Here is an 18,708-nt window from a genome sequence, read left to right as displayed (position 1 = left end):
TTTATGATAATATTTAATGTACGCGTACATTAATATTTAGTAGTAAAATACAGGAGGATCAAAAAATGGTTTAAATAGCTGATAGTTATTGAAATATGTGGATTTTCGATGACTAGGGAAAACGAACGTTTATATTAGTCATCACAAAGGTACATGTTTCTTTTATTTGTGCAACCCTTTTTGTGTCTTTTTTTTCTTAGCTATCTTCTTTCTTATCAATACTATAAGCTATCTGTTACAAAACAAAGGATTCGGATGACGAATGCCCTGAAAAAAGGTAAAAAAGTGACTAGGGAAAACCTTCGTTTTCCCTAGTCACTTTTTATGTCTTGTTGGAAGCGTAACGGGTTGAAAAACAGATTTTTTAACAAACACTATTATTAATATTAAATTTTAGAAGTATGAACAAGAGATTTTCTACTCTTTTAGCTGCATTTGCAGCATTAACAGTGGTCTCTACAGCTCAGACAAAGTATGTTTTGCTGACAGATGGTGCTGGCAGTGCTTTGTCATGGTCTAAAGATGTTCCTGCTGTAGACTCCGTTAAAATGAAGTCTATTACGGAATTGGAGACTACAAAAGCAATGGCCGACTCTGCTTTGTGGGACATGCAGATTGTAAGAATTGAAACAGGCAACGACACAGTATGTACTTTCACAAACAAGGCTACAAAACAAATGCTTTCTTTTGCGAAGAGTGCAACAGCTACTGCAAAGATTGCTGCCGGTGTAAATGAATTTGTGTTTAAGAGTGGTAAAGCTCTTTATGCAAAAGTGGCGGATAACAAAATTCTTGCTTATAAAATGGGTGCCGGAGCTATGGCTAATTCTGTAGATGATGCTACTCCGTTGACAGATTCTACTGCATTTAATCTTAAGCTGACTACAGTTGAAGAATTGACCGGCTATGCAGAAACATTCCAGTTCGAATTTGCTGGTAAGGAGTCTAACATCTTTACTGAAAGCGAACTGATCCCTACTTTGGTTCCGGGAACTACTAAATTCAAATTCCAACAAAAAGGTAAGGAAACAAGTGCTGCCGGTACTAAACCAGCTCAGTATATCACAATTGATACAGCTAGCTATTCAGGTACTGTGAAAACTCCTAAATTCCAGTTGGATACTGTTGTTGCTGCTAATGATGCTCGTTATATGCAAATGGGTAATGCAGGTTTGCAATCATTCAACGTATGGATGAACTTGGGCAACGACTCTATCTTTATGTTGACTGACAGCCTTGTTACATTTGATATAAATGGCAAGTATAGTATTGTTGAAGCTACTGCAGGTTCTAAATATCTTTTAGGTTACAAGACTTTGGCTAACAGTAATGAAGTATTGACTATTGACTCTGTTCAGGTAATAGCTCCGTTTATCACTATCAAGAAAGGTGATCCTGTTAAATTGGCAGGCGGTACAGGCGTTTACTCTTTGATGTTCAAAGGTACAGGTGGAAATGCTGCTAATGATGGCAAATATCTGACTTATGATGGTTCTTCTTATGTTTACAATGCTCCTGTTGCTACTCCGTATGCTGCTTATACTCAGATGTATGTAAAAGATCATGAAGACGGTACATACTCTATCCAGTCTCGTGAAGCTACAACTGTTGCAACTTCTACAGGTTTAAATGGCGAAACTCTAGGTGAAGCAATAGCTCCTGTATATAAGAATAAAGAAGTTCTTTATGTTGTAAAAGATGCTGCTGCCGGTGTTTATAGATTAGGCACTGACACTGTATTGTTCACTAAGTTGGATGTAGACATGGCTGACAAGAGCACTGGTTACAAGTTCTATACGAAAGAAGAAATGGGTTATGGCTCAATCGCGTTCAGATTGATCTCTAAAGCTGCAGACGATGTTTATATGTCTACAGTACAGGATTCTATCATCAACGGTGCTAAATCTACATTCGAAGATGCATTGCAATTGCGTCTGTCTTCAGATGGTTATAACAACCTGGCTGATACGGTTCTTTATGGTGCTCGTACTTTGGGTGATACTTTGATGCGTGTTTCTTATTCAATGGAAAGACCTTACAAAGCAGATTCTAAGTTCTTTGCTACAAACACAGGCGTTACTAAGATGGCTGTAGATGCAGATAGCGTACAGCGTTATTTCTTCGTAGCTGATATCAACGGTAATGGCTACCAGATTGTAAAATCAAACATCAACCCTGTAAATACTACTACTTGGTTGGCAGATAGCTCTATCGTAATGAATGCTTCTACTCTGGACGTAGCTTATGACAAGTTGGTTGCTGCTAAGCAAACAGTATTCGCTATCGAAGGTGGTCAGGCACCTACTTACGCAAAGGTTGCTCGTGGTCATTATAATATCAGTATGGGATATGACATGTTGACTAATGTGGAAGGTGCTGCTAAGTTCATGCGTGTAAACGATGAATTGAAAGCTGCTTTGACTGCTGACGACTTTGCTTTGTATATCGATACTGCTTATGTAGACAGAGGTAGCGACAATACAAACTATGGATATTATATCTATAAAGGTGCAACTGTAGACAATGACACTGTTATTGGTAATGCGTTGACAATTGGTGGAGCTGCTCAGGGATTATCAGTTGTTGGTGATAGCGCATCATTCGTAGCTACTCGTGTTGTAAAAGATTCTATCTGGTATGCTGCTACAAAGGCTAACGAACCTATCCAGGTAACTAGCGAAAACAACAAATCAGTTATGATGTTCAAGGTTGTAGGTGACGCTTATGTTATCACTCCGATGAATGCTCCTACTCAGACTCTGTCTGTAGTAAACGGAACAGTGATCTTCTCTTCACATGTTGCTGCTCAGCCTATCACATTCGAAACAGCTTCAACTCCAACAGGAAATGAAGGTATCGATGCTGACAACACCATCAGTGTAGTAGCTGGCGAAGGTAACGTAACTGTTTACGGTGCTGCTGGTAAGGCTGTAACTGTATCTAATGTATTAGGTCAGAAGACTACAATCGTTGCAACTTCAGACAGTGAAGTGATTGCTGCTCCTCAGGGTGTTGTAATCGTAGCTGTAGAAGGTGAAGCAGCTGTTAAGGCAGTTGTTAAATAAGAATACAAAGGATTATTCAAATAATCTAATTAATCATTCACGCGGAAAGCGTAGGGGCAATTAAAAATTGCCCCTTGATCTCCAATTACCCTGAGACAGGCGAACAAGTGAATGTTATATTAGTACTAAAGTAATAAAATTAAAAGTTCTGACTGTTTGTAGTTCCGTGAGGAGTGAAGACGGTTAAAAAGTTAAAAGCCTTCCTGGTTCAATTCAGGGAGGCTTTTTTATGATACATAAGAGAATGCTTTATTTTATACGGGCTACAATCATTACATAATCGCGTTCATGCACCTGCGGGTTATCCAGAAAACGGAGCAATTCTTGCTGGCGGGTGGAACCGGTACGTTTGACCGTTTCGCGCATTTCGGTAACACTACGGATCATATAAAGACAATCATCAGTCTGTCCGTCAGGCCAGAATGCCAGTCCGTCGTCTATGTCGTTGATGAAACCACCCGGGTTACGGGGTAAGGCGTACGTTTTTCCATCTTCTTTCAGATATACTATCCGGTGGGTCAGGGCAGGCTTGTATTCGTCGGTATAGCCTAGCCAGTTTGTTATTTCGGGTGCTCCTTTCTGGCGAAGTCCTATACAGACACTTTTCGGGTTTTCGTAGCAAGTACGGAGCCATATTTTGCCATTGGCTACCGGTTGAGTGAGCTGATCGCCGGAAATGCTCTTTTCTCCTAAATTAAGAGCATATAACGGAGAAATGGTGCGACTGTCCAAGAGCCGGTAGATCGTGTCGCAGAAGGGAATTATAAAGGTCATTTTATTTTGTTCGTTATTCCATGAAGATGTCTGGAACGAAGGAATACTGTCGGTTTGCCAACGTTTGGCAGCGGAGGCCGGCTCCTTAAGAATGAACTTGCAGAGCGTATCTCCTTGCAGGTTAAAAGTGATTATGCCGTTAGGCTCTCCTGCATCGCCTTCGTAATGGCAAAGGCTATAGCCGGAGGAGGAGAAACCCAATAAACGGTCTTGTGTCAGGTGTAGAGGATACTTGATTGCTATGTTTTCCGGAAAGATATAGTTTTGTATTTTGAGCAGAGTATCCAGTGGAGGGAGTTCGCCGATGTAAGGAGCGGCTTCTTCTTTATTGTTCTGGTCTAATCCGCTTAAGGCGCAATACATGCGTGTTGTTTTCTTATCGTAGAACAGGTTGATCTTATTCATGTCGTTATTCCATTTATAGGCTAAGGCTTTGAATCCATACCGTTTGCTTGGTACATCCTGCTTGCGATAATAGATGCGCGGATAGTTGAAGGTAATGAAAGCATTGTTGTCCGGTATCTCGATCGCTTGCGTAACCGGAAACCGGGCATCACCTACGGTATAGTATTCCAGTTGGGAGGCAATACGGCTTAGATTCAGGTTGGCAGGACGTTCCAGCGATTGTTCTATCTCTATTTGTAGCGGTGCTGTAGAACGATCATAAACAGCCTCATACTGCGGGGGAGTGGGCTGGTGGTACACTTTGTTGTCTGTCTGCTTGCAACCGACAACGGCGCTTGTAAGCAGAATGGAGATAAGGACGGGTTGGTTTGTTTTCATAATTATATATTTATGGGTTCTTTTTTCGAATAAAAACAAAATTTCACGGGGCAAAGATACGTTTGCAGGGGGAAGGGATTATTTCTCTTCTCCGGTTAAATCTCCAGAGTTATCCCGATGGAGGGAAGTATGGTTCCTCCCAGATCGTTGGGCAAGTCTTGCATCAGGTAATATCCCGGACGGTTAGGATCGGGGATACCCTGGTTGTTTGCGTCGAGCTGCGGGAAGAAATAGTTTTGTCCGCGCGATTTGTAGTTGTATAGGTTCTGTATGTCTACATAGAATCCGAGCCGCCATTTGTTGAAGTACCATACTTTGTCTACACGTACGTCCAGTTGATGATAGGCGGCCGTGCGTTCCGTGTTATACAGGGCATTGTTTGCGTATGGACGGCGGCGAGAGTCCCAGGCATCAATTTGCGATGACAGTTCTTTGTCGTAAGGTGTGTAGGGCATGCCTCCGGTAAGATACCATTTGGCTCCCAGCGTCCAGTTGTGCGGGAACTTGTGGATGGCCGAGATATTCAGGATATGCCGTACATCCCAACTGGATGCCCAATACTCATTCTTTATAGGGCGCAACTCTGCGTCCATCTTGTTTATTTCGGAGCGCAGAAGGGTGTATGAAAGGTTTACAACCGTGTTGAAGAAGTTCAGGTGGCGGTAAGAAAGTTCCATACCATACGCGCGCCCTTTGCCTGCGGATAATGCAGGTGCATTGCCTACAATATAGTCCGTAAGGTCTCCTGTAGAGATCGGCAGCGAGTCATTAAGCGATACAGGCAGATGCCCGTATTGCTTGTAAAAGCCTTCTACAGAAACAGACGATTCCGCACTGGGCGAGAATTTAACTCCTGCTACATACTGGTTCACATTCTGATAGGTCAGACCGTCTTTCTGGTTGAAAGCAGAGCCATCGGCAGGCGTATAACCCAATGTGGTGTATGTGGGTTCCTGATAATAACGGGCTACAGTGGCGTTCACACTCCATTTGTCTGTAAACTTATACGCCATACTCAAACGGGGCGATAGTTGCTTGAGCGGATTACTGGTCTTGCCTGAATAATTCATACCATCCATTCTCAGTCCGAATAATACCGACAGGCGGTTGTCCAGAAAATAGCGGCTCAGCATGGCAAAGGCATCGTAGCGCCACAGGTCTACCTTGCCGTGTGTGGAATGGTCGGCATAGTTGTTGCCTGTATAAACGCGTTGCATGGCTTTGTTGTCATACGAGCCATAACCGCCTCCTATACCAGCACTGAAACGGAATCCTCCCAGGTTCCAAAGATCCACAAGGGCACGGAAACGATAGTTGCCCTCTCGACTGCGGATGTCCAGCGTTTTATCTTTTGATTCGTCATTGCCGGTGTATTTAAACAGATCGTTGCGGAGGTAATCGCGGCTTAATGTCGTTTTAAACTGACCTCCTTTAAATCCGCGACGGTAACCCAAACCAAATACGTAGCTTACCTGATCGTTGTTGGGTAGGTATCCTAATATGTAGCGACGCGATTCTTCGGGGTCTTTTATGCCGAGGTTGAGGCGGTTGTTATCGAACGAACCTAGTCCGATAGCGTATATTTCGTCATCGTCACTCAGGTGCGAACTGATCTTGAATTGATAGTCGTTGTAGGTAGGAAGAAAGGTTAGTCCCAGCATATCAAACAAAAATTGCAGGTAACTATGGCGATAGGAACTGATAAAGGTGGTCTTGCCGTCTTTTGTCAGAGGCGTGTTGATAGTTGCACCTACATCGGAAGCTCCTACTATTACCTTGCCATGAAAACGATCGTCATTGCCATTCTTCATTTTCATATCCATCACTGAGCTTAAACCGTTGGATAAAGCAGCCGGGAATGCGCCTGTGTAAAAATTTACCGAGCGAAGCAGGTCTGTGTTGACCAGTGATGCGTATCCGCCCGAACCTCCTTGAACGGAGAAGTGGTTTAGTACCGGAATTTCAATATCATCCAGAAAGTATTTATTCTCATTCGCACCTCCACCTCGTACCAGCACATCGTTGCGGTTGTTTTGCGATACGGTTACTACGCCGGGGGTGGATTGTATTACTTTGGATATATCGCGGTTGGCTCCGGGCGTGAGGTCTATCTCTTCCCGTTCGATACGGCGTAGGGATACGGGCGACTCTACTGTCGAACGCAATGGTGCGGCAGCCGTTACCGTGACGGCCGATAGTTGTACATCATCCAGTTGTACATTGATAACAGTCGGGATCGAGGCTATTACCTCAAAAGATTCGGAGATGTAGTTCAGGTATTCATCTGCCGATACGTTCAGTGTGCGGTAACCAGCGGCTACTTTGTTGAACTCAAAGCTTCCGTCTGCCGCAGTATAGCGAATAACCGTATCACCCAGTATGATGACTTCGGCACCTGCTACGGGCGTTTTGGCTACCGTTGCGGTAACCACACCACGCACAATTCCCGTCTTTCCTTTTGCCGTCTCCTGGGCATTGATTGCAGCTGATGCAATGAAAAAACAAGCGAACCAAACGGTTGTGATATTATAGGCCCTTATTGTTCCTTGTATTCTGTTTTTTGAATTATCAATTATCATTTTTGTGTGTATTCTGATTTTGAGTATAAATATAGTAATTAAAATGTAGTACATAACTAGGATATTTAAAGTCTGTTTTTTACACTGCTTTCCAAGAGAGAAGGATTGTTATTTTGCCGGCAAAATAACTCAAGAAACAAAACAGCTATAGACGTGGAATTTATATCTTTACAAGATACAGAACAGGAATAAAAAACAAAAATCCCTGAAATATTTAATTTTCAGGGATCTGTTTAATTTTGAAGTCTTTTAAAAGTGGTGCCACCAGGAATTGTGATAAATTCGCAAGCAGCTGTATATCATTACTTTTCAGAAACAGTGCAAGAGTAATCTCCTCCTATTGCTCCACCGTTGGACTTCTGCGTTTTGCGCATCGTTGCAGCGGATGATTTCTTGGGACAAAGGTAGCGAATTAGTTTGAATTATTGTCTTTCAACTTCTTTATTTCTTTATCAAAATCACTTTCCAACAACTCCATTTCACGTTTGCGATAGATTTCAAACTCTTTTTCCGCTTTTTCAATCGCCTGCTTATGCGAAATGTTTCCCTTGCCAATCAAAACCTTCCGTTTATGAGCAATAATCTGGTTATCCAGTGCTTCTATCCAATCTTTCATTGTCATAGGATTCATTTCCAATGCTTGGAACTCCGCAAAATCCAAGAAACCTGAAACAAGCAGATTCAGACGTTGGAGTTCAATCTCAGACAAATAGTTCTTGGCTATCTTGACATCATCTTTGGTCACATAGTTGCCCTTGAAGTTGGTCATTCCGACAAAAGGTTTTTCATTATCCACACGGTTGTATATGATTTCAGCAGCCGTATTCTCGTGAACAGCATAATGTAGTTTGTTTTGTACTGTGGCAAAAAACATTTTTGTCATATTATCGCGTGGGTCGTAGTCTGTCGCAGTGGCATATATATCCGTTACTTGCTGGTAAAAGTTGCGCTCACTACTGCGAATGTCCCTGATGCGCTGCAAAAGTTCACGGAAATATCGGTTCCCTCCCTGCTTCAATCGCTCGTCATCCATCGCAAACCCCTTTTGGATATATTCGTGAAGCCGTTGGGTAGCCCATCTACGAAAACGAGTAGCAACCTGTGATTGAACACGATACCCCAATGCTATAATCATATCAAGATTATAGTGGTCGATGTTACGTTTCACCTGTCGATTGCCTTCCTGACGAACTAACAAGAATTTCTTGTTAGTTGCCTCTATGCTCAGTTCGCCATCTTTATATATGTTGTCCACATGTTGGCTGATGTTCTGTTGCGTAGTACAATATATATCTGCTAACTGATTTTGTGTCAGCCACAAATCTTCATCGGCAAAACGCACGGACACACGAGTTATCTCGTTATCGTCTTGATAGAGTATTATTTTGTTCTCTTCGTTCATTGTCTATTTTTCTTCTTTAAAAAACAACTGATAGTAATACATCTTTCGCTTCTCATCATAGCCTCTTTCAATATATTGCTCTCCACCATGAATGTTTATATCAAAGTTCTTATCAAGCTTGATTGTTGTCATTGTACCAGTCCCTTTGCGTTTTATTGCAGTTGATGCTGTTTCAAAAGTATCATCAATTTCTATATCACGCTCTCTTTGGTAACTTTCTTTGTATTGCTTAAATTCAGAAACTAATTTAGGAGTTTTAAAGACCTGTTCCGCAAAGGAATTTACATTAACAGATTCCTCTTTCAATGCTTCTACACTTCTATTCATATACGTAACTTTCTCAATCTTACCGTTGTTGCTTGGTAATTGAGAAACAAAACTCTTGCATAGAGAAAGCATATTTTGGGTTTGATTGAAGCTGTCTTTCCTTGGGCGTACATGCAGGAAATCATCAGTCCAATATTTAGCTTCCGAACCCTTATTGGTATTATCTACAACAGCAACTATATAGCCATTTTCTTGTTCGATGTTAAAAATCAAACAGCCCTTATCTAGTTTGTTGATGCTTATTCCAGTTTCGCTTTCTATTTCAAAATTTTCTTCTTTAGGATATATTTTTAAAAATATATCCTTATTTTCTGATTTGAAAAGACCAATAGCATTTGTTTTTGTTTTACCAACTATGCAATCTTCAAAATATGCAACATAAAATTCTCCACCTTTAGTTTTAGGATGTACGCTTTGCTCATATAAATGTTTTGCCAATTTTTCTGTATCCGAAATATCCATGAAACCTTTTGTGAATAACTTATCAATAATATCATATACTTCGTTGTATCTGATATCGATTTGATGGAAGAATACATATAGCTCAGCAAAACTAAACCTGGACAGAAAATACCTTGAAAGTATCTCTTTGGTTAAATCATCTGTTTCTATAAATTTTTTAGATAAGACTAAAGGCTCATCTTTATATTTATTCCCAACTTTATGTAAAGCGATGCTTTTTATGTCCGTATTATTAAACTGTATCATTTTTATCTTGTATTAAAATGTAGAATACTATAAGAAAATAAATGATTTCTATTAGAAACCAAATAAATCCACCCCAAAATATGCTTGTAACAACTGATACAATCATATTGTTACTCGGCAATAAATTATCCCAATTAAGATAGCCTATGATGTAAGAATAGACGGTCAATAATAAAGATATAAATACCACTCTCCTATTATAGAAAATAAACCGTCTATACGGAATTTTTCTTTCCCGGATTTCAGTAATAACATCACTATTACTTTGAATAATTAGCCCAAATAAAGTCAGCAAGAATCCAAAAGCGCATGTGCCGATTGTTGTAAATTGCTTTATAAATTCATTACAGTCAGAATAGCTCATAATACTATACTTAAAGAACAAATAGCCAACTAATACTCCTAAAAGTGGTGGACCACATCTTTCAATGATTTTCATTACTTTCTCTGTTAAAGATGTAATTAAGTTCAGGCAAATGTTTTTGATATAATTTTTCTATTTCTTCCTTTCGTTCTATTTCTTGAAGATTAGAAGGTAATGTCTGCACCGTTAATTTGATGTATATAGTAAATACATCACTTACAAGGTTTATTGGCTGTAACGTTTGAGGTTCATTGGGGTCTGCAAAATATCCTTTTACCTGCAATTTTTTTACATTCTTGCGTTGCTCTCCAGCAAGCAAAAATCCAAAGGATTTTGCTAATTCCAAAACAGCTTTAGCAGACAATCCTATTTTGTTAACTTGTTTCCCAAAGGTTGCAAATTTCAACACAAAAACATCGGATTTATTTTTCATTCCTTTTGAGATATAACTCTTTGCCATAGAAAATAAACTAGATGTACTATCTTTATAATCTTGTAATATCTCGGTTGGGTTAGTTAATTCTACATAAAACTCTTTGTAATACCCCATTTTCATTAAACGTTGGTATTCTCCTTTTCGAGAAACTGGCAGGAATGACAATTCTATTTTGTCATCATATCGACTATTCCAATATGTTTGAATATTTTCTGCTAATTTATCAAGATAACACCCATTTATATTTAGTTCATAGAATAAGACGTTAATTCTAACATCATAAAGAAATATATTCCCAAAAGATAATTTTTCTCTATTAACATCAAGGTTTAATTGAGAGAATTCTCCTGTTTGATTGTTTCGTTTTGGAGGTAAATCTTTGTTTTGTCCTGTCATAACTATGCCCACAAGACAATTAGAAAGTGTGGTCGGCATTAATTTGATTTCATGATCCTTAAACTCGTTTTGAAACTTTTCCCCGTTAACGACGTTAAGTATTTGTTCGAATGTTATATCACCACCAAAACATTTAATCTGGGGAGATAAAACTTCTACTCGTTTATTTTTCTTTGTTGCCATATTCCGGTTATTCTATGTTATTTTCCTCCTTTTATTCTATTACAATTTCTACAAAGCATCTGGCAATTCTCTGCCACAGTCGTACCGCCTTCTTTCCAAGGGGTGATGTGGTCGGCTTCCATTTCCTCCAGCTCAAAATGCTTATGGCAGTGTACGCAGATGCCTTTTTGACGCTCGTATGCTTCACGCTTCTGTTTTTTATCGAAAGAACGGAAACAGAGGTCACGTAAATCACCACTTAGAACATAGCGATAGATACCGGATTTTTTCATGATTTCATCGTCCTCCATCAGATCGTGGATTTGTTTTTCCAATGCTTCTGTATCGTAAACACCTTCACCGAATTCATCGAACATCGCACCCCAATCCAAGCCTTTCATTTCACGCCGATATTTAGGAAAAGTGGAACGTATCCATGTAATGATTGATACGAAGTATGCCCATAGCTTGTTGGCATTAGGTTCAAATTGGTGTTGCGCCATATAGTCATCTACTTTAGCAATGCCATCGTGACGCGCAGCCCATTTAAGCACTGTCGCAAGATAAGCTTGTTCTATGGCGGTACCATTCAGAAAATCAGCTCCAAGTTTGTAAGCGGGACAGCCATTCTTTGAAAAATGGCGGCGAGCATCAGTCACGAATGGTCCGGTATATACAGCGTTAAGGAGTTCTTGGTCGAGGAGTTTCTCACCTGCAATATTGATGACTCTGAACCAGTCCAATTTATCTTTATCCGTTCCTTCGCAGAAATAAACCGTCAATTCATAGTTAAGGAATTTTCCCTTTTCCTCATTTGTTAAGGTTGAGAAATAGAGTGTACCACGGTCTTTGTCCTCTATGTTAAAACCATGGGTAAAGAATTCACAGATAGACAGCGTGCGTTGTTGTCCATCTATCATTTCGTAATTGCCATCTTCGCCTACACTCCAATACATGATATTAAGAGGGTATTCATTCAAAATGGTATTAATTACAGCTTGCTGCTGTTTAATATCATATCGGAATTCCCGTTGATAGGGTGGACGAATGTCTAATCTCCCACCATACCCCTTTACTCCGGTGTCTACATCATTGCTGTAACCATTAATTAGGTCAGCAATTTTTATTGATTTCGGTTTTATATCCATGATTGATTATTTTTTAATTTTGCGGATGATTATACGAGCGTAAGGTAAAGTTACAATCCCATCCTTCAATATATAAGGGGAATTCATATTCGCAGTAACATGGGCTTTGTTACCTTGTTTCCTTAATCTGTCAATAGTTTCCTGCCCCATTGCTTTAAATCCTACTGCTCTTATCCAGTCTGTATCACATGTATTACCTATTATTTCAAATTGATCTGGACTATACTTATCCATGAATGTTATTGGCACACCCATTTCTCCGTCATAATCGCAAGGAATTTCTGCCGTTTTTGAAACATCAATGGCATCATAATTCTCATATTTGGGGTACTCATCAGGCGAGTATTTCTTATAAAGAATTATGTTTTCATGCCTCTTAGGTGTTTCTAAATTTGTAAACCAAGTTACTCCAGAAACACGAATCATGCCTTCTCGGTGGTCACCCGCAGTAGCCATATCCTCGTAATGGGAAATAAAGTGCCCCGCACCTCCTTTAAAACCATACCCAAGCCAAAGTTTGTTTTGCTGGATAAGGGGAAAGATTTCTTTATATTTAATGGCATTCTGATGTCCTATAATCAAGAAATTCTTGTCATATTCAATCAATTGAGCTACATATTCCCTAAATAAGGAGAAAGGAGGATTGGTAACAACAATATCAGCTTCTTTCAGAAGTTCAATACATTCTTTGCTTCTGAAATCACCATCCCCTTTTAATGGCATCACACCTATCTCATCTGCATTAGGGATATGGTCTCCGTTCTTGTCCCCTTCATAAACCAAATATACAGCCTGTTCGCTTTTGTTTTGACTGAACAAGTCCATATCTTGATTTTTGTAACAGGTGGTAATCAACTTTTTCAATCCAAGGAACTCAAAGTTGTAGGCAAAATAGGTAAAGAAGTTACTTACACGCGGATCGTCACAATTACATAGAACGGTTTTACCACGAAAATGCTCGCGATAATGTTTAAGCTCATTATTGATATCTTCGAGTTGCGTATAAAACTCGTCTTTCTTCGCTTCTTTCGCCTTATTTAGATTCTTGTTAGCCATGTCATTCTTCGTTATTACCGTGATTAATCAGTTTCCGCACATCTATATTCAAGACATCTGCAATCTTTAAAAGCATTTCTAAGGACGGTTGGGAGGAATTAGAGCACCATCGCGATACAGTCGCTTCATTTTTTTCGAGTTGCTCCGCTAGCCATTTCCCTGTCTTGTTTTGCTCTGCCAATACAATCTTCAATCTGTTTATCCTTGTTGTTTCCATAAGACTTTTTGACTTCCACTTAAAGTATATAAATTGATTCTATTTGCAAATATAATGATAAAATTTGAATTGAGTTGTGGAAATGATATTTTTGCACTTCATTTTTGAGATTTATGATTATAATAACATTTGATTTGGATTAAGTAGAGGAGAAAATGATGCAACAAAGTACATGATGTATTGATAAAGATTTGGTAACTATCGCTTTCAAATGAATAGACTTCAAATCTTTCACAATAGAGGCGTACCAAGAGGACAAATATTCCCTAAGTACCCCCTAAGCACCCCTAAGTACCCCACAAGTGGAATTACTCATTCAGAAAATGAGCGATTCTTATATGTCTATGAGAGATATGGCAAATGTATGTGATATTAAAGACTTAAAGTATTTCCGTGAGAGCTATATCACTCCTGCATTGGAGGAAGAATTACTAACCAACCGAAGCACCCGAAACAACAATATAGGTTGACAGAAATAGCTAAGAGATGGCTAACGGATAATACCAAATAGGATTATTGTCAGTATAGTATACAACCGCAACGGAATAAAACAGCCATTCCGTTGCGGTTTTTAATTGTTGAGATACATGTTTGACAATATCCCAGTTAACAGTTTCCATGTTGTTGTGTCTGTTGTTGCCACTTAGCCTCCATCTCCCTTGAAAGTTCCACAATCTCCTGGCTCAGCTTTACAAGGTCAATGGTACACTTCTCCAACTTGTAGAGCAACGCCATCGCCTTCTTCTCCGAAAAGTGGATGCGCAGTTCCTTGACAACCTGATTGTAGTTCGTGCCTATGCAGCGGAACTGGGCGTGAAAATCTGACAACTTGGTGTAGTATTCCAGCATCGTCTTGTCCACCTTCAGCACCTTGAACTTCTCCCCGAAGAAGTGCGCCTTGAGAAAGACGGCTTTCGCGTACACATTCGATTCCTCGTACATTGTCAGGAACCTGTCCCATTCCACATCATCGAAGCGCACCATCACGCAGTGCGTCTTCGGGTTCAACTTGGGATTTCTCCCGTACTTGCTCTTCTTTTTCATACTTCTTATTTTTTTAATTTTATGGCTTGTCCATTGTTTAATCTTTGATTAATGAATCCCGAAATTATCCGACTGCGGAGGATAATTCTGCCCACGGCAGTGAAGGTGTTTTCAGTTACTTAGAATTATTCGGGTAACTGAAAATATATCTTGCTGTGTCTTTGAAGACACAAAAATCCTCCATCTGTCAGATTTGTTTCCGAGTATAATAACTCATCTTGGGTATCGGTTAAGCCGATGAAGTATATCCACCGACCTAACTGACTTTCCGTAATCCCATCAGAGCTTGCACCACTGCTCAATGTCATCCCGATAGGCATCGAGGTGCAGGCGGACAAGGTTCTCAATCAGCCCTGATGCGCTCATGCCCTTTCCTCCGAGGTAGCGGACAACCTTGTCCAGTTCGTCACGCACCGTCTCACTGACGAACACGGGCTTGCGGTTGACAATCTTGGGGACTTGGAGATAAGTGGTGCGGTATTCCTCCAGCGACAGCTTGCGCTGCTTGCTGCTGACACGTTTCTGCGGCATTGCTGCCTCCTCGACCGCCACACCAGACGGTTCATCCGTCACAGCGGTCTCTGTTTCCTCCGTACGGTATTGCCGGGCTGCCCCGGCTCATCCGGTTCCAGACCGATACGCCTGTAGAGGTCATCCATTGACTTGGGAGTGTAGGATTCCCTGCGTCTCATTTTTTCCGCAATTTCACGAGCCTGCTGCTCTGTAATGTTTGGTTCTCTCTTCATTGTAAATAAATAGATTAAGTTATTGAATGTGGTCTTGGTCAGTACCTCGACCGATTATCGGGAGCAAAGTAAGATGCTTTAGTGCAGTCAGTCAAGCACTTGGATTCTCTTAGGCAATTTTGTGTGATTCTGCTTTATGGCGGTTGACGAAGCGGTGCGGACTTCACCGATTTGCCGGATATATATACCAGAAAGGGCAAAGGCTTAATTACGGGCGACTTTGAATTAAGCCCTTATTGGGTTTGTGACTTCCTTATTATATATGGGAATTAAGGGCTAAGGATTGGAAGAATTAGGCAATCGGTAAGCTATGCCAACCTCTACCACCCTGTTCCACATACTGCCAGTAATCTCAAAAAACATTGCAGGGTGGGAGATTATGTATTTCTTTGCGACAAAAGGAATGATGACTGCTAAAAGAAAAGCGGCATCCCGGACAATGACCACCATATCGGCGCAACACGCTGCCACTTTCGGAGAATCCATTGTCAGGTAACGGATTGTATATTCCTTTGTGACAAAAGAGACAGTAACAACTAAAAGAAAGACTATATGGAAATCGTATCAATCGAGAGAAAGACCTTTGAGGCGATGGTCGCCAAGTTCGACCGCTTCGTCAGTCGTATGGATGCCATCTGCCATCGGCATGGCGAAAAGAAAATGAGTGAGTGGATGGACAATCAGGACGTATGCCGGATGCTCAATATCAGTCCACGCACGTTGCAGACGCTTCGGGACAACGGCACGTTGGCTTATTCACAGATAAACCACAAGACCTATTACCGTCCCGAAGATGTGCAGCGTATCGTTTCCATCGTGGAGGACAGGAGAAAGGAAGCGAAGTTCAAAGGCAGGACAATCTGACAACCGAATAGAGTGATGATAACAATTCCACTAAATCCAAAGTAATATGAACGAACTGATTAACAAAGACAACGAGTGGATAATCCACTTCATGGGCAGCCTCGACCGTCTGCTGGATAACGTAGAGCATCTGACCGCCAACTACCGCCCGACACTGAACGGGGAACGTTTCTTTACCGACAAGGAGGTGTCTGCACGGTTGAAAGTGAGCCGCCGGACACTTCAGGACTACCGCAACGAGGGACGGATAGCCTACATCCAGTTGGGCGGTAAAATCCTATACCGTGAATCCGACATCGAAAGGATGCTGGCTGACAGCTACCGTTCCGCTTACCGACAGACGGTAATCTGATTTTCTTGAAGGAGCGCAGTTTGCCGTCTGCCCATGCTTGCGGCAGCAATGGAATTTCGGCAAAAAGAAGAAAGGAACAGCTTACGGATGAAGCATCAATACTTAGCTTCGTCTGTAAGCTGTTCCTCTATTTCTTCTGATTTCCCATCAGTCGCTTGTTTCCGTTGCCGGATGCCTTTCAAGCGTGTGGCTGGCAGTGGCAAGGTTTTCGGGCGGAATACGCTCAACCCCGTTTGAGGAAGATTCTGCCCGAAACGACTCTGCCGCCTGACCTTGCCAATGCCGTCAAAGTCATACGCTACCTTTGCATCCGATCATCGGGAACAGGTGGCTGACGGGATGAAACTCAACTATACCATAGGTTACTGCCCTTGCCACAAGAGAAGAACAACATTATCGGATTCCCTTTCTTGGCGGCGCAGATTTCACTTATTACAAATTGTCTGAACAGGATACTTTCTTTACTGCATATCCTGAATGCAATGGCTATAATCATTTCAAGGTTATAAACATCATAACTGATGCCGTCCGGTTGCTTGACATGCTTCATCGTATCACATTCGTTCAACTCCTTATTATTATATATAGTATGAATAGCCTTGCGAATGTGGCACGAGAATACCCCGAACAAGTCGGCAATCTCAGATTGGGTCATCCATACAGGTACAGTCGGCATAGTGGTTACACCAGCTTCACTGATTGTAATTATTCCTCTATCCATAATCAAAGACTTTTTGATAAGACACTTCTAACATTCATCATGTCTTTGAGAATAGAGGAATCCAACACACGGGCATAGTGCTGCGTCATTTTGATATTGGAATGACCGAGCATCTTCGCTACATTCTCAATGCTTACGCCATTAGCAAGGCAAACCGAAGTCGCATACGAGTGCCGGGCTGTGTGCGTGGTCAAGCATTTTGAAATACCACACAAATCGGCAATCTCTTTCAGATAGCTGTTCATCTTCTGATTGCAGGGGACAGGGAGCAACACATTTTTCTTTTGGCAAGTAGGATGGCTTTTGTATTTTTCCAAAATCTGCATCGGAATATCAAGCAACGGAATGTTGCACATATTCTTCGTCTTTTGGCGAGGCTTCCGAATCCAATAATTACCGTTGTTGTCTTGAACGATATGTTCAGCGGATAGTTGCTGCACATCTATGAACGCCAGTCCGGTGAACGCTGCAAAGATGAAAACATCTCGTACAACCGCAATCCTGTCAAGTGAAAACTCCTTATTGTAGATACGATGCAGTTCATCTAAGATTAGAAACTCACGGATTACTTCCTTCTCGTGAAACTTGATGCCTGTAAATGGGTCTTTGGTTATCCATTCGTTGGCAAGTGCAAGGTTGGTTATTTTCTTCAGGCACTTCATATAGCGGATGACCGTATTTTGCTGGCACTCCTTTTCCGTCTTGAGATAAAATTCAAAGGCTCGTACCAGTTCACCGTTGACTTCCGACAAGGGTAAATCCTCCTTATCGTATTTCAGTCTGATAAGTTCTGCCAGATAGCGTTTACAGCTTTCGTAACGGCGGACGGTAATCAGCGCATAGTCCTTGCCGACAAGTTCACGGCATTGGTCGTTGTGCTCCTGCATGGTTTTGATGAGCGTGCGGACTTCTTTCACTTCTTCGTTAGCTCCAAAGAACTTTTCTTGCAAGATTCGGGCTGTGACAGGGTGATTCCGTTCCTCCAGTTCATCGAACAACCTGCGCAACTTGATTTTGGCTTGCTCGATGTAGAGGTTCAGTTCACAAGCCTTGCGGCTCTTGCCTTTGGCGCACTCCTTTGCCTGACTCCACAGAGCAGGTTCAATGCTCATGCGGATGTTGTTTTCCACTCGCGCACCGTTCACTGTGATGCGCATACACACGGAGGCTTCCCCGTTTTTCAGCAACTTGGCTTTCTTGATAAAGAAAAGCACATTGAATGAGTTTCGTTTCATGTTCCTACAGTTTTTTCGTTGGACAAAAGTAGGAAACCATACACGCTTTCTTGATACGCAAAATATTGCAAATCAGAGAGAAATAATCTTGTTCGGTGGAGATTCACGCTCCACCTTTCTTGCTCCACCGATAGGAACACCACTAACGGTAATATTCTGCCGCTTTTTGCGTTCCTCCCGAAAACAAAAAATCCCGATTTCGTTTGGAAATCAGGATTTTACTACTTCTTGCTTTTCTTCAAAGTGGTGCCACCAGGAATCGAACCGGGGACACAAGGATTTTCAGTCCTTTGCTCTACCAACTGAGCTATGGCACCTTGTTTTGATTA

17 protein-coding genes, 1 tRNA gene and 1 pseudogene are annotated in these 18,708 nt (G+C 41.3%); 4 read left to right on the top strand and 15 right to left on the bottom strand.

Features of this window, described 5'->3' with window-relative positions; translation table 11 throughout:
- Window positions 1-401 precede the first annotated feature (401 nt).
- Window positions 402-3,065: a DUF6383 domain-containing protein gene (locus C4S38_RS16265; protein WP_103982698.1), complete on the top strand. Its 2,664-nt coding sequence runs from the start codon at window positions 402-404 to the stop codon at window positions 3,063-3,065.
- 249 nt (window positions 3,066-3,314) lie between these two features.
- Here the strand turns inward: C4S38_RS16265 and C4S38_RS04330 are convergent, their stop codons facing one another.
- The 9 genes from C4S38_RS04330 to C4S38_RS04290 form a co-directional block, all read right to left on the bottom strand.
- Window positions 3,315-4,622 (bottom strand): DUF4933 domain-containing protein, encoded by a 1,308-nt coding sequence (locus tag C4S38_RS04330; RefSeq protein ID WP_103982697.1) that lies wholly within the window; start codon window positions 4,620-4,622, stop codon window positions 3,315-3,317.
- Between the two features lie 95 nt (window positions 4,623-4,717).
- Window positions 4,718-7,201 (bottom strand): TonB-dependent receptor, encoded by a 2,484-nt coding sequence (locus tag C4S38_RS04325; protein WP_146059447.1) that lies wholly within the window; start codon window positions 7,199-7,201, stop codon window positions 4,718-4,720.
- A 412-nt stretch (window positions 7,202-7,613) separates the two neighbouring features.
- On the bottom strand, window positions 7,614-8,603 hold the full coding sequence (locus C4S38_RS04320; protein ID WP_103982695.1) for a virulence RhuM family protein: 990 nt from the start codon (window positions 8,601-8,603) through the stop codon (window positions 7,614-7,616).
- 3 nt (window positions 8,604-8,606) lie between these two features.
- A complete protein-coding gene (locus tag C4S38_RS04315) occupies window positions 8,607-9,638 on the bottom strand; it encodes a nucleoid-associated protein (RefSeq protein ID WP_103982694.1) in 1,032 nt (343 codons plus the stop codon).
- Window positions 9,625-10,077, bottom strand: a complete 453-nt coding sequence (locus C4S38_RS04310) for a hypothetical protein (RefSeq protein ID WP_103982693.1) — start codon at window positions 10,075-10,077, stop codon at window positions 9,625-9,627. The genes C4S38_RS04315 and C4S38_RS04310 overlap by 14 nt, the downstream gene beginning before the upstream one ends.
- Window positions 10,064-11,017, bottom strand: a complete 954-nt coding sequence (locus C4S38_RS04305) for a hypothetical protein (RefSeq protein ID WP_103982692.1) — start codon at window positions 11,015-11,017, stop codon at window positions 10,064-10,066. The genes C4S38_RS04310 and C4S38_RS04305 overlap by 14 nt, the downstream gene beginning before the upstream one ends.
- Window positions 11,018-11,034: 17 nt before the next feature.
- Window positions 11,035-12,144, bottom strand: a complete 1,110-nt coding sequence (locus tag C4S38_RS04300) for an HNH endonuclease family protein (RefSeq protein WP_103982691.1) — start codon at window positions 12,142-12,144, stop codon at window positions 11,035-11,037.
- A 6-nt stretch (window positions 12,145-12,150) separates the two neighbouring features.
- Window positions 12,151-13,200: an adenine-specific methyltransferase EcoRI family protein gene (locus C4S38_RS04295; protein ID WP_103982690.1), complete on the bottom strand. Its 1,050-nt coding sequence runs from the start codon at window positions 13,198-13,200 to the stop codon at window positions 12,151-12,153.
- Between the two features lies 1 nt (window position 13,201).
- Entirely contained in the window at window positions 13,202-13,417 is a 216-nt protein-coding gene (locus C4S38_RS04290) for a helix-turn-helix transcriptional regulator (protein ID WP_103982689.1), read from the bottom strand.
- Between the two features lie 302 nt (window positions 13,418-13,719).
- Here C4S38_RS04290 and C4S38_RS15775 point away from each other — a divergent pair, with 302 nt between their 5' ends.
- The gene (locus C4S38_RS15775; protein WP_160034632.1) at window positions 13,720-13,887 is read left to right on the top strand and encodes a Fic family protein; all 168 of its coding nucleotides are present in this window, start codon (window positions 13,720-13,722) and stop codon (window positions 13,885-13,887) included.
- A 136-nt stretch (window positions 13,888-14,023) separates the two neighbouring features.
- On the opposite strand, the gene mobA is transcribed toward C4S38_RS15775, so the two are convergent.
- From mobA to C4S38_RS04270, 3 genes and pseudogenes are all read right to left on the bottom strand, one after another.
- The gene (mobA, locus tag C4S38_RS04285; protein ID WP_103982688.1) at window positions 14,024-14,461 is read right to left on the bottom strand and encodes a conjugal transfer protein MobA; all 438 of its coding nucleotides are present in this window, start codon (window positions 14,459-14,461) and stop codon (window positions 14,024-14,026) included.
- 279 nt (window positions 14,462-14,740) lie between these two features.
- A pseudogene (locus tag C4S38_RS04275) lies at window positions 14,741-15,207 on the bottom strand (DUF3408 domain-containing protein).
- 276 nt (window positions 15,208-15,483) lie between these two features.
- Window positions 15,484-15,693 carry a hypothetical protein gene (locus C4S38_RS04270; protein WP_103982687.1) on the bottom strand — a complete coding sequence of 70 codons (210 nt, stop codon included), beginning with the start codon at window positions 15,691-15,693 and terminating at the stop codon, window positions 15,484-15,486.
- 66 nt (window positions 15,694-15,759) lie between these two features.
- Between C4S38_RS04270 and C4S38_RS04265 the strand changes: the two genes are divergently transcribed.
- Together C4S38_RS04265 and C4S38_RS04260 are read left to right on the top strand one after the other, a co-directional pair.
- A complete protein-coding gene (locus C4S38_RS04265; protein ID WP_008622952.1) occupies window positions 15,760-16,071 on the top strand; it encodes a helix-turn-helix domain-containing protein in 312 nt (103 codons plus the stop codon).
- Window positions 16,072-16,117: 46 nt separating this feature from the next.
- Window positions 16,118-16,423, top strand: coding sequence for a helix-turn-helix domain-containing protein (locus C4S38_RS04260; RefSeq protein ID WP_103982686.1), 306 nt, complete (start codon window positions 16,118-16,120; stop codon window positions 16,421-16,423).
- Window positions 16,424-16,769: 346 nt separating this feature from the next.
- Here the strand turns inward: C4S38_RS04260 and C4S38_RS04250 are convergent, their stop codons facing one another.
- The 3 genes from C4S38_RS04250 to C4S38_RS04240 all read right to left on the bottom strand — a co-directional run bounded on the left by C4S38_RS04250 (window position 16,770) and on the right by C4S38_RS04240 (window position 18,696).
- The gene (locus tag C4S38_RS04250) at window positions 16,770-17,144 is read right to left on the bottom strand and encodes a hypothetical protein (protein WP_103982685.1); all 375 of its coding nucleotides are present in this window, start codon (window positions 17,142-17,144) and stop codon (window positions 16,770-16,772) included.
- 2 nt (window positions 17,145-17,146) lie between these two features.
- A complete protein-coding gene (locus tag C4S38_RS04245) occupies window positions 17,147-18,379 on the bottom strand; it encodes a site-specific integrase (protein WP_103982684.1) in 1,233 nt (410 codons plus the stop codon).
- A gap of 244 nt (window positions 18,380-18,623) precedes the next feature.
- A tRNA-Phe gene (locus C4S38_RS04240) sits at window positions 18,624-18,696 on the bottom strand.
- Between the last annotated feature and the right edge of the window lie 12 nt (window positions 18,697-18,708).

The organism is Parabacteroides chinchillae, from assembly GCF_900108035.1.
Classification (GTDB): domain Bacteria; phylum Bacteroidota; class Bacteroidia; order Bacteroidales; family Tannerellaceae; genus Parabacteroides; species Parabacteroides chinchillae.
Note: the sequence above shows the minus strand (reverse complement) of the source record. Positions and strands in the feature narration are given on the sequence as shown.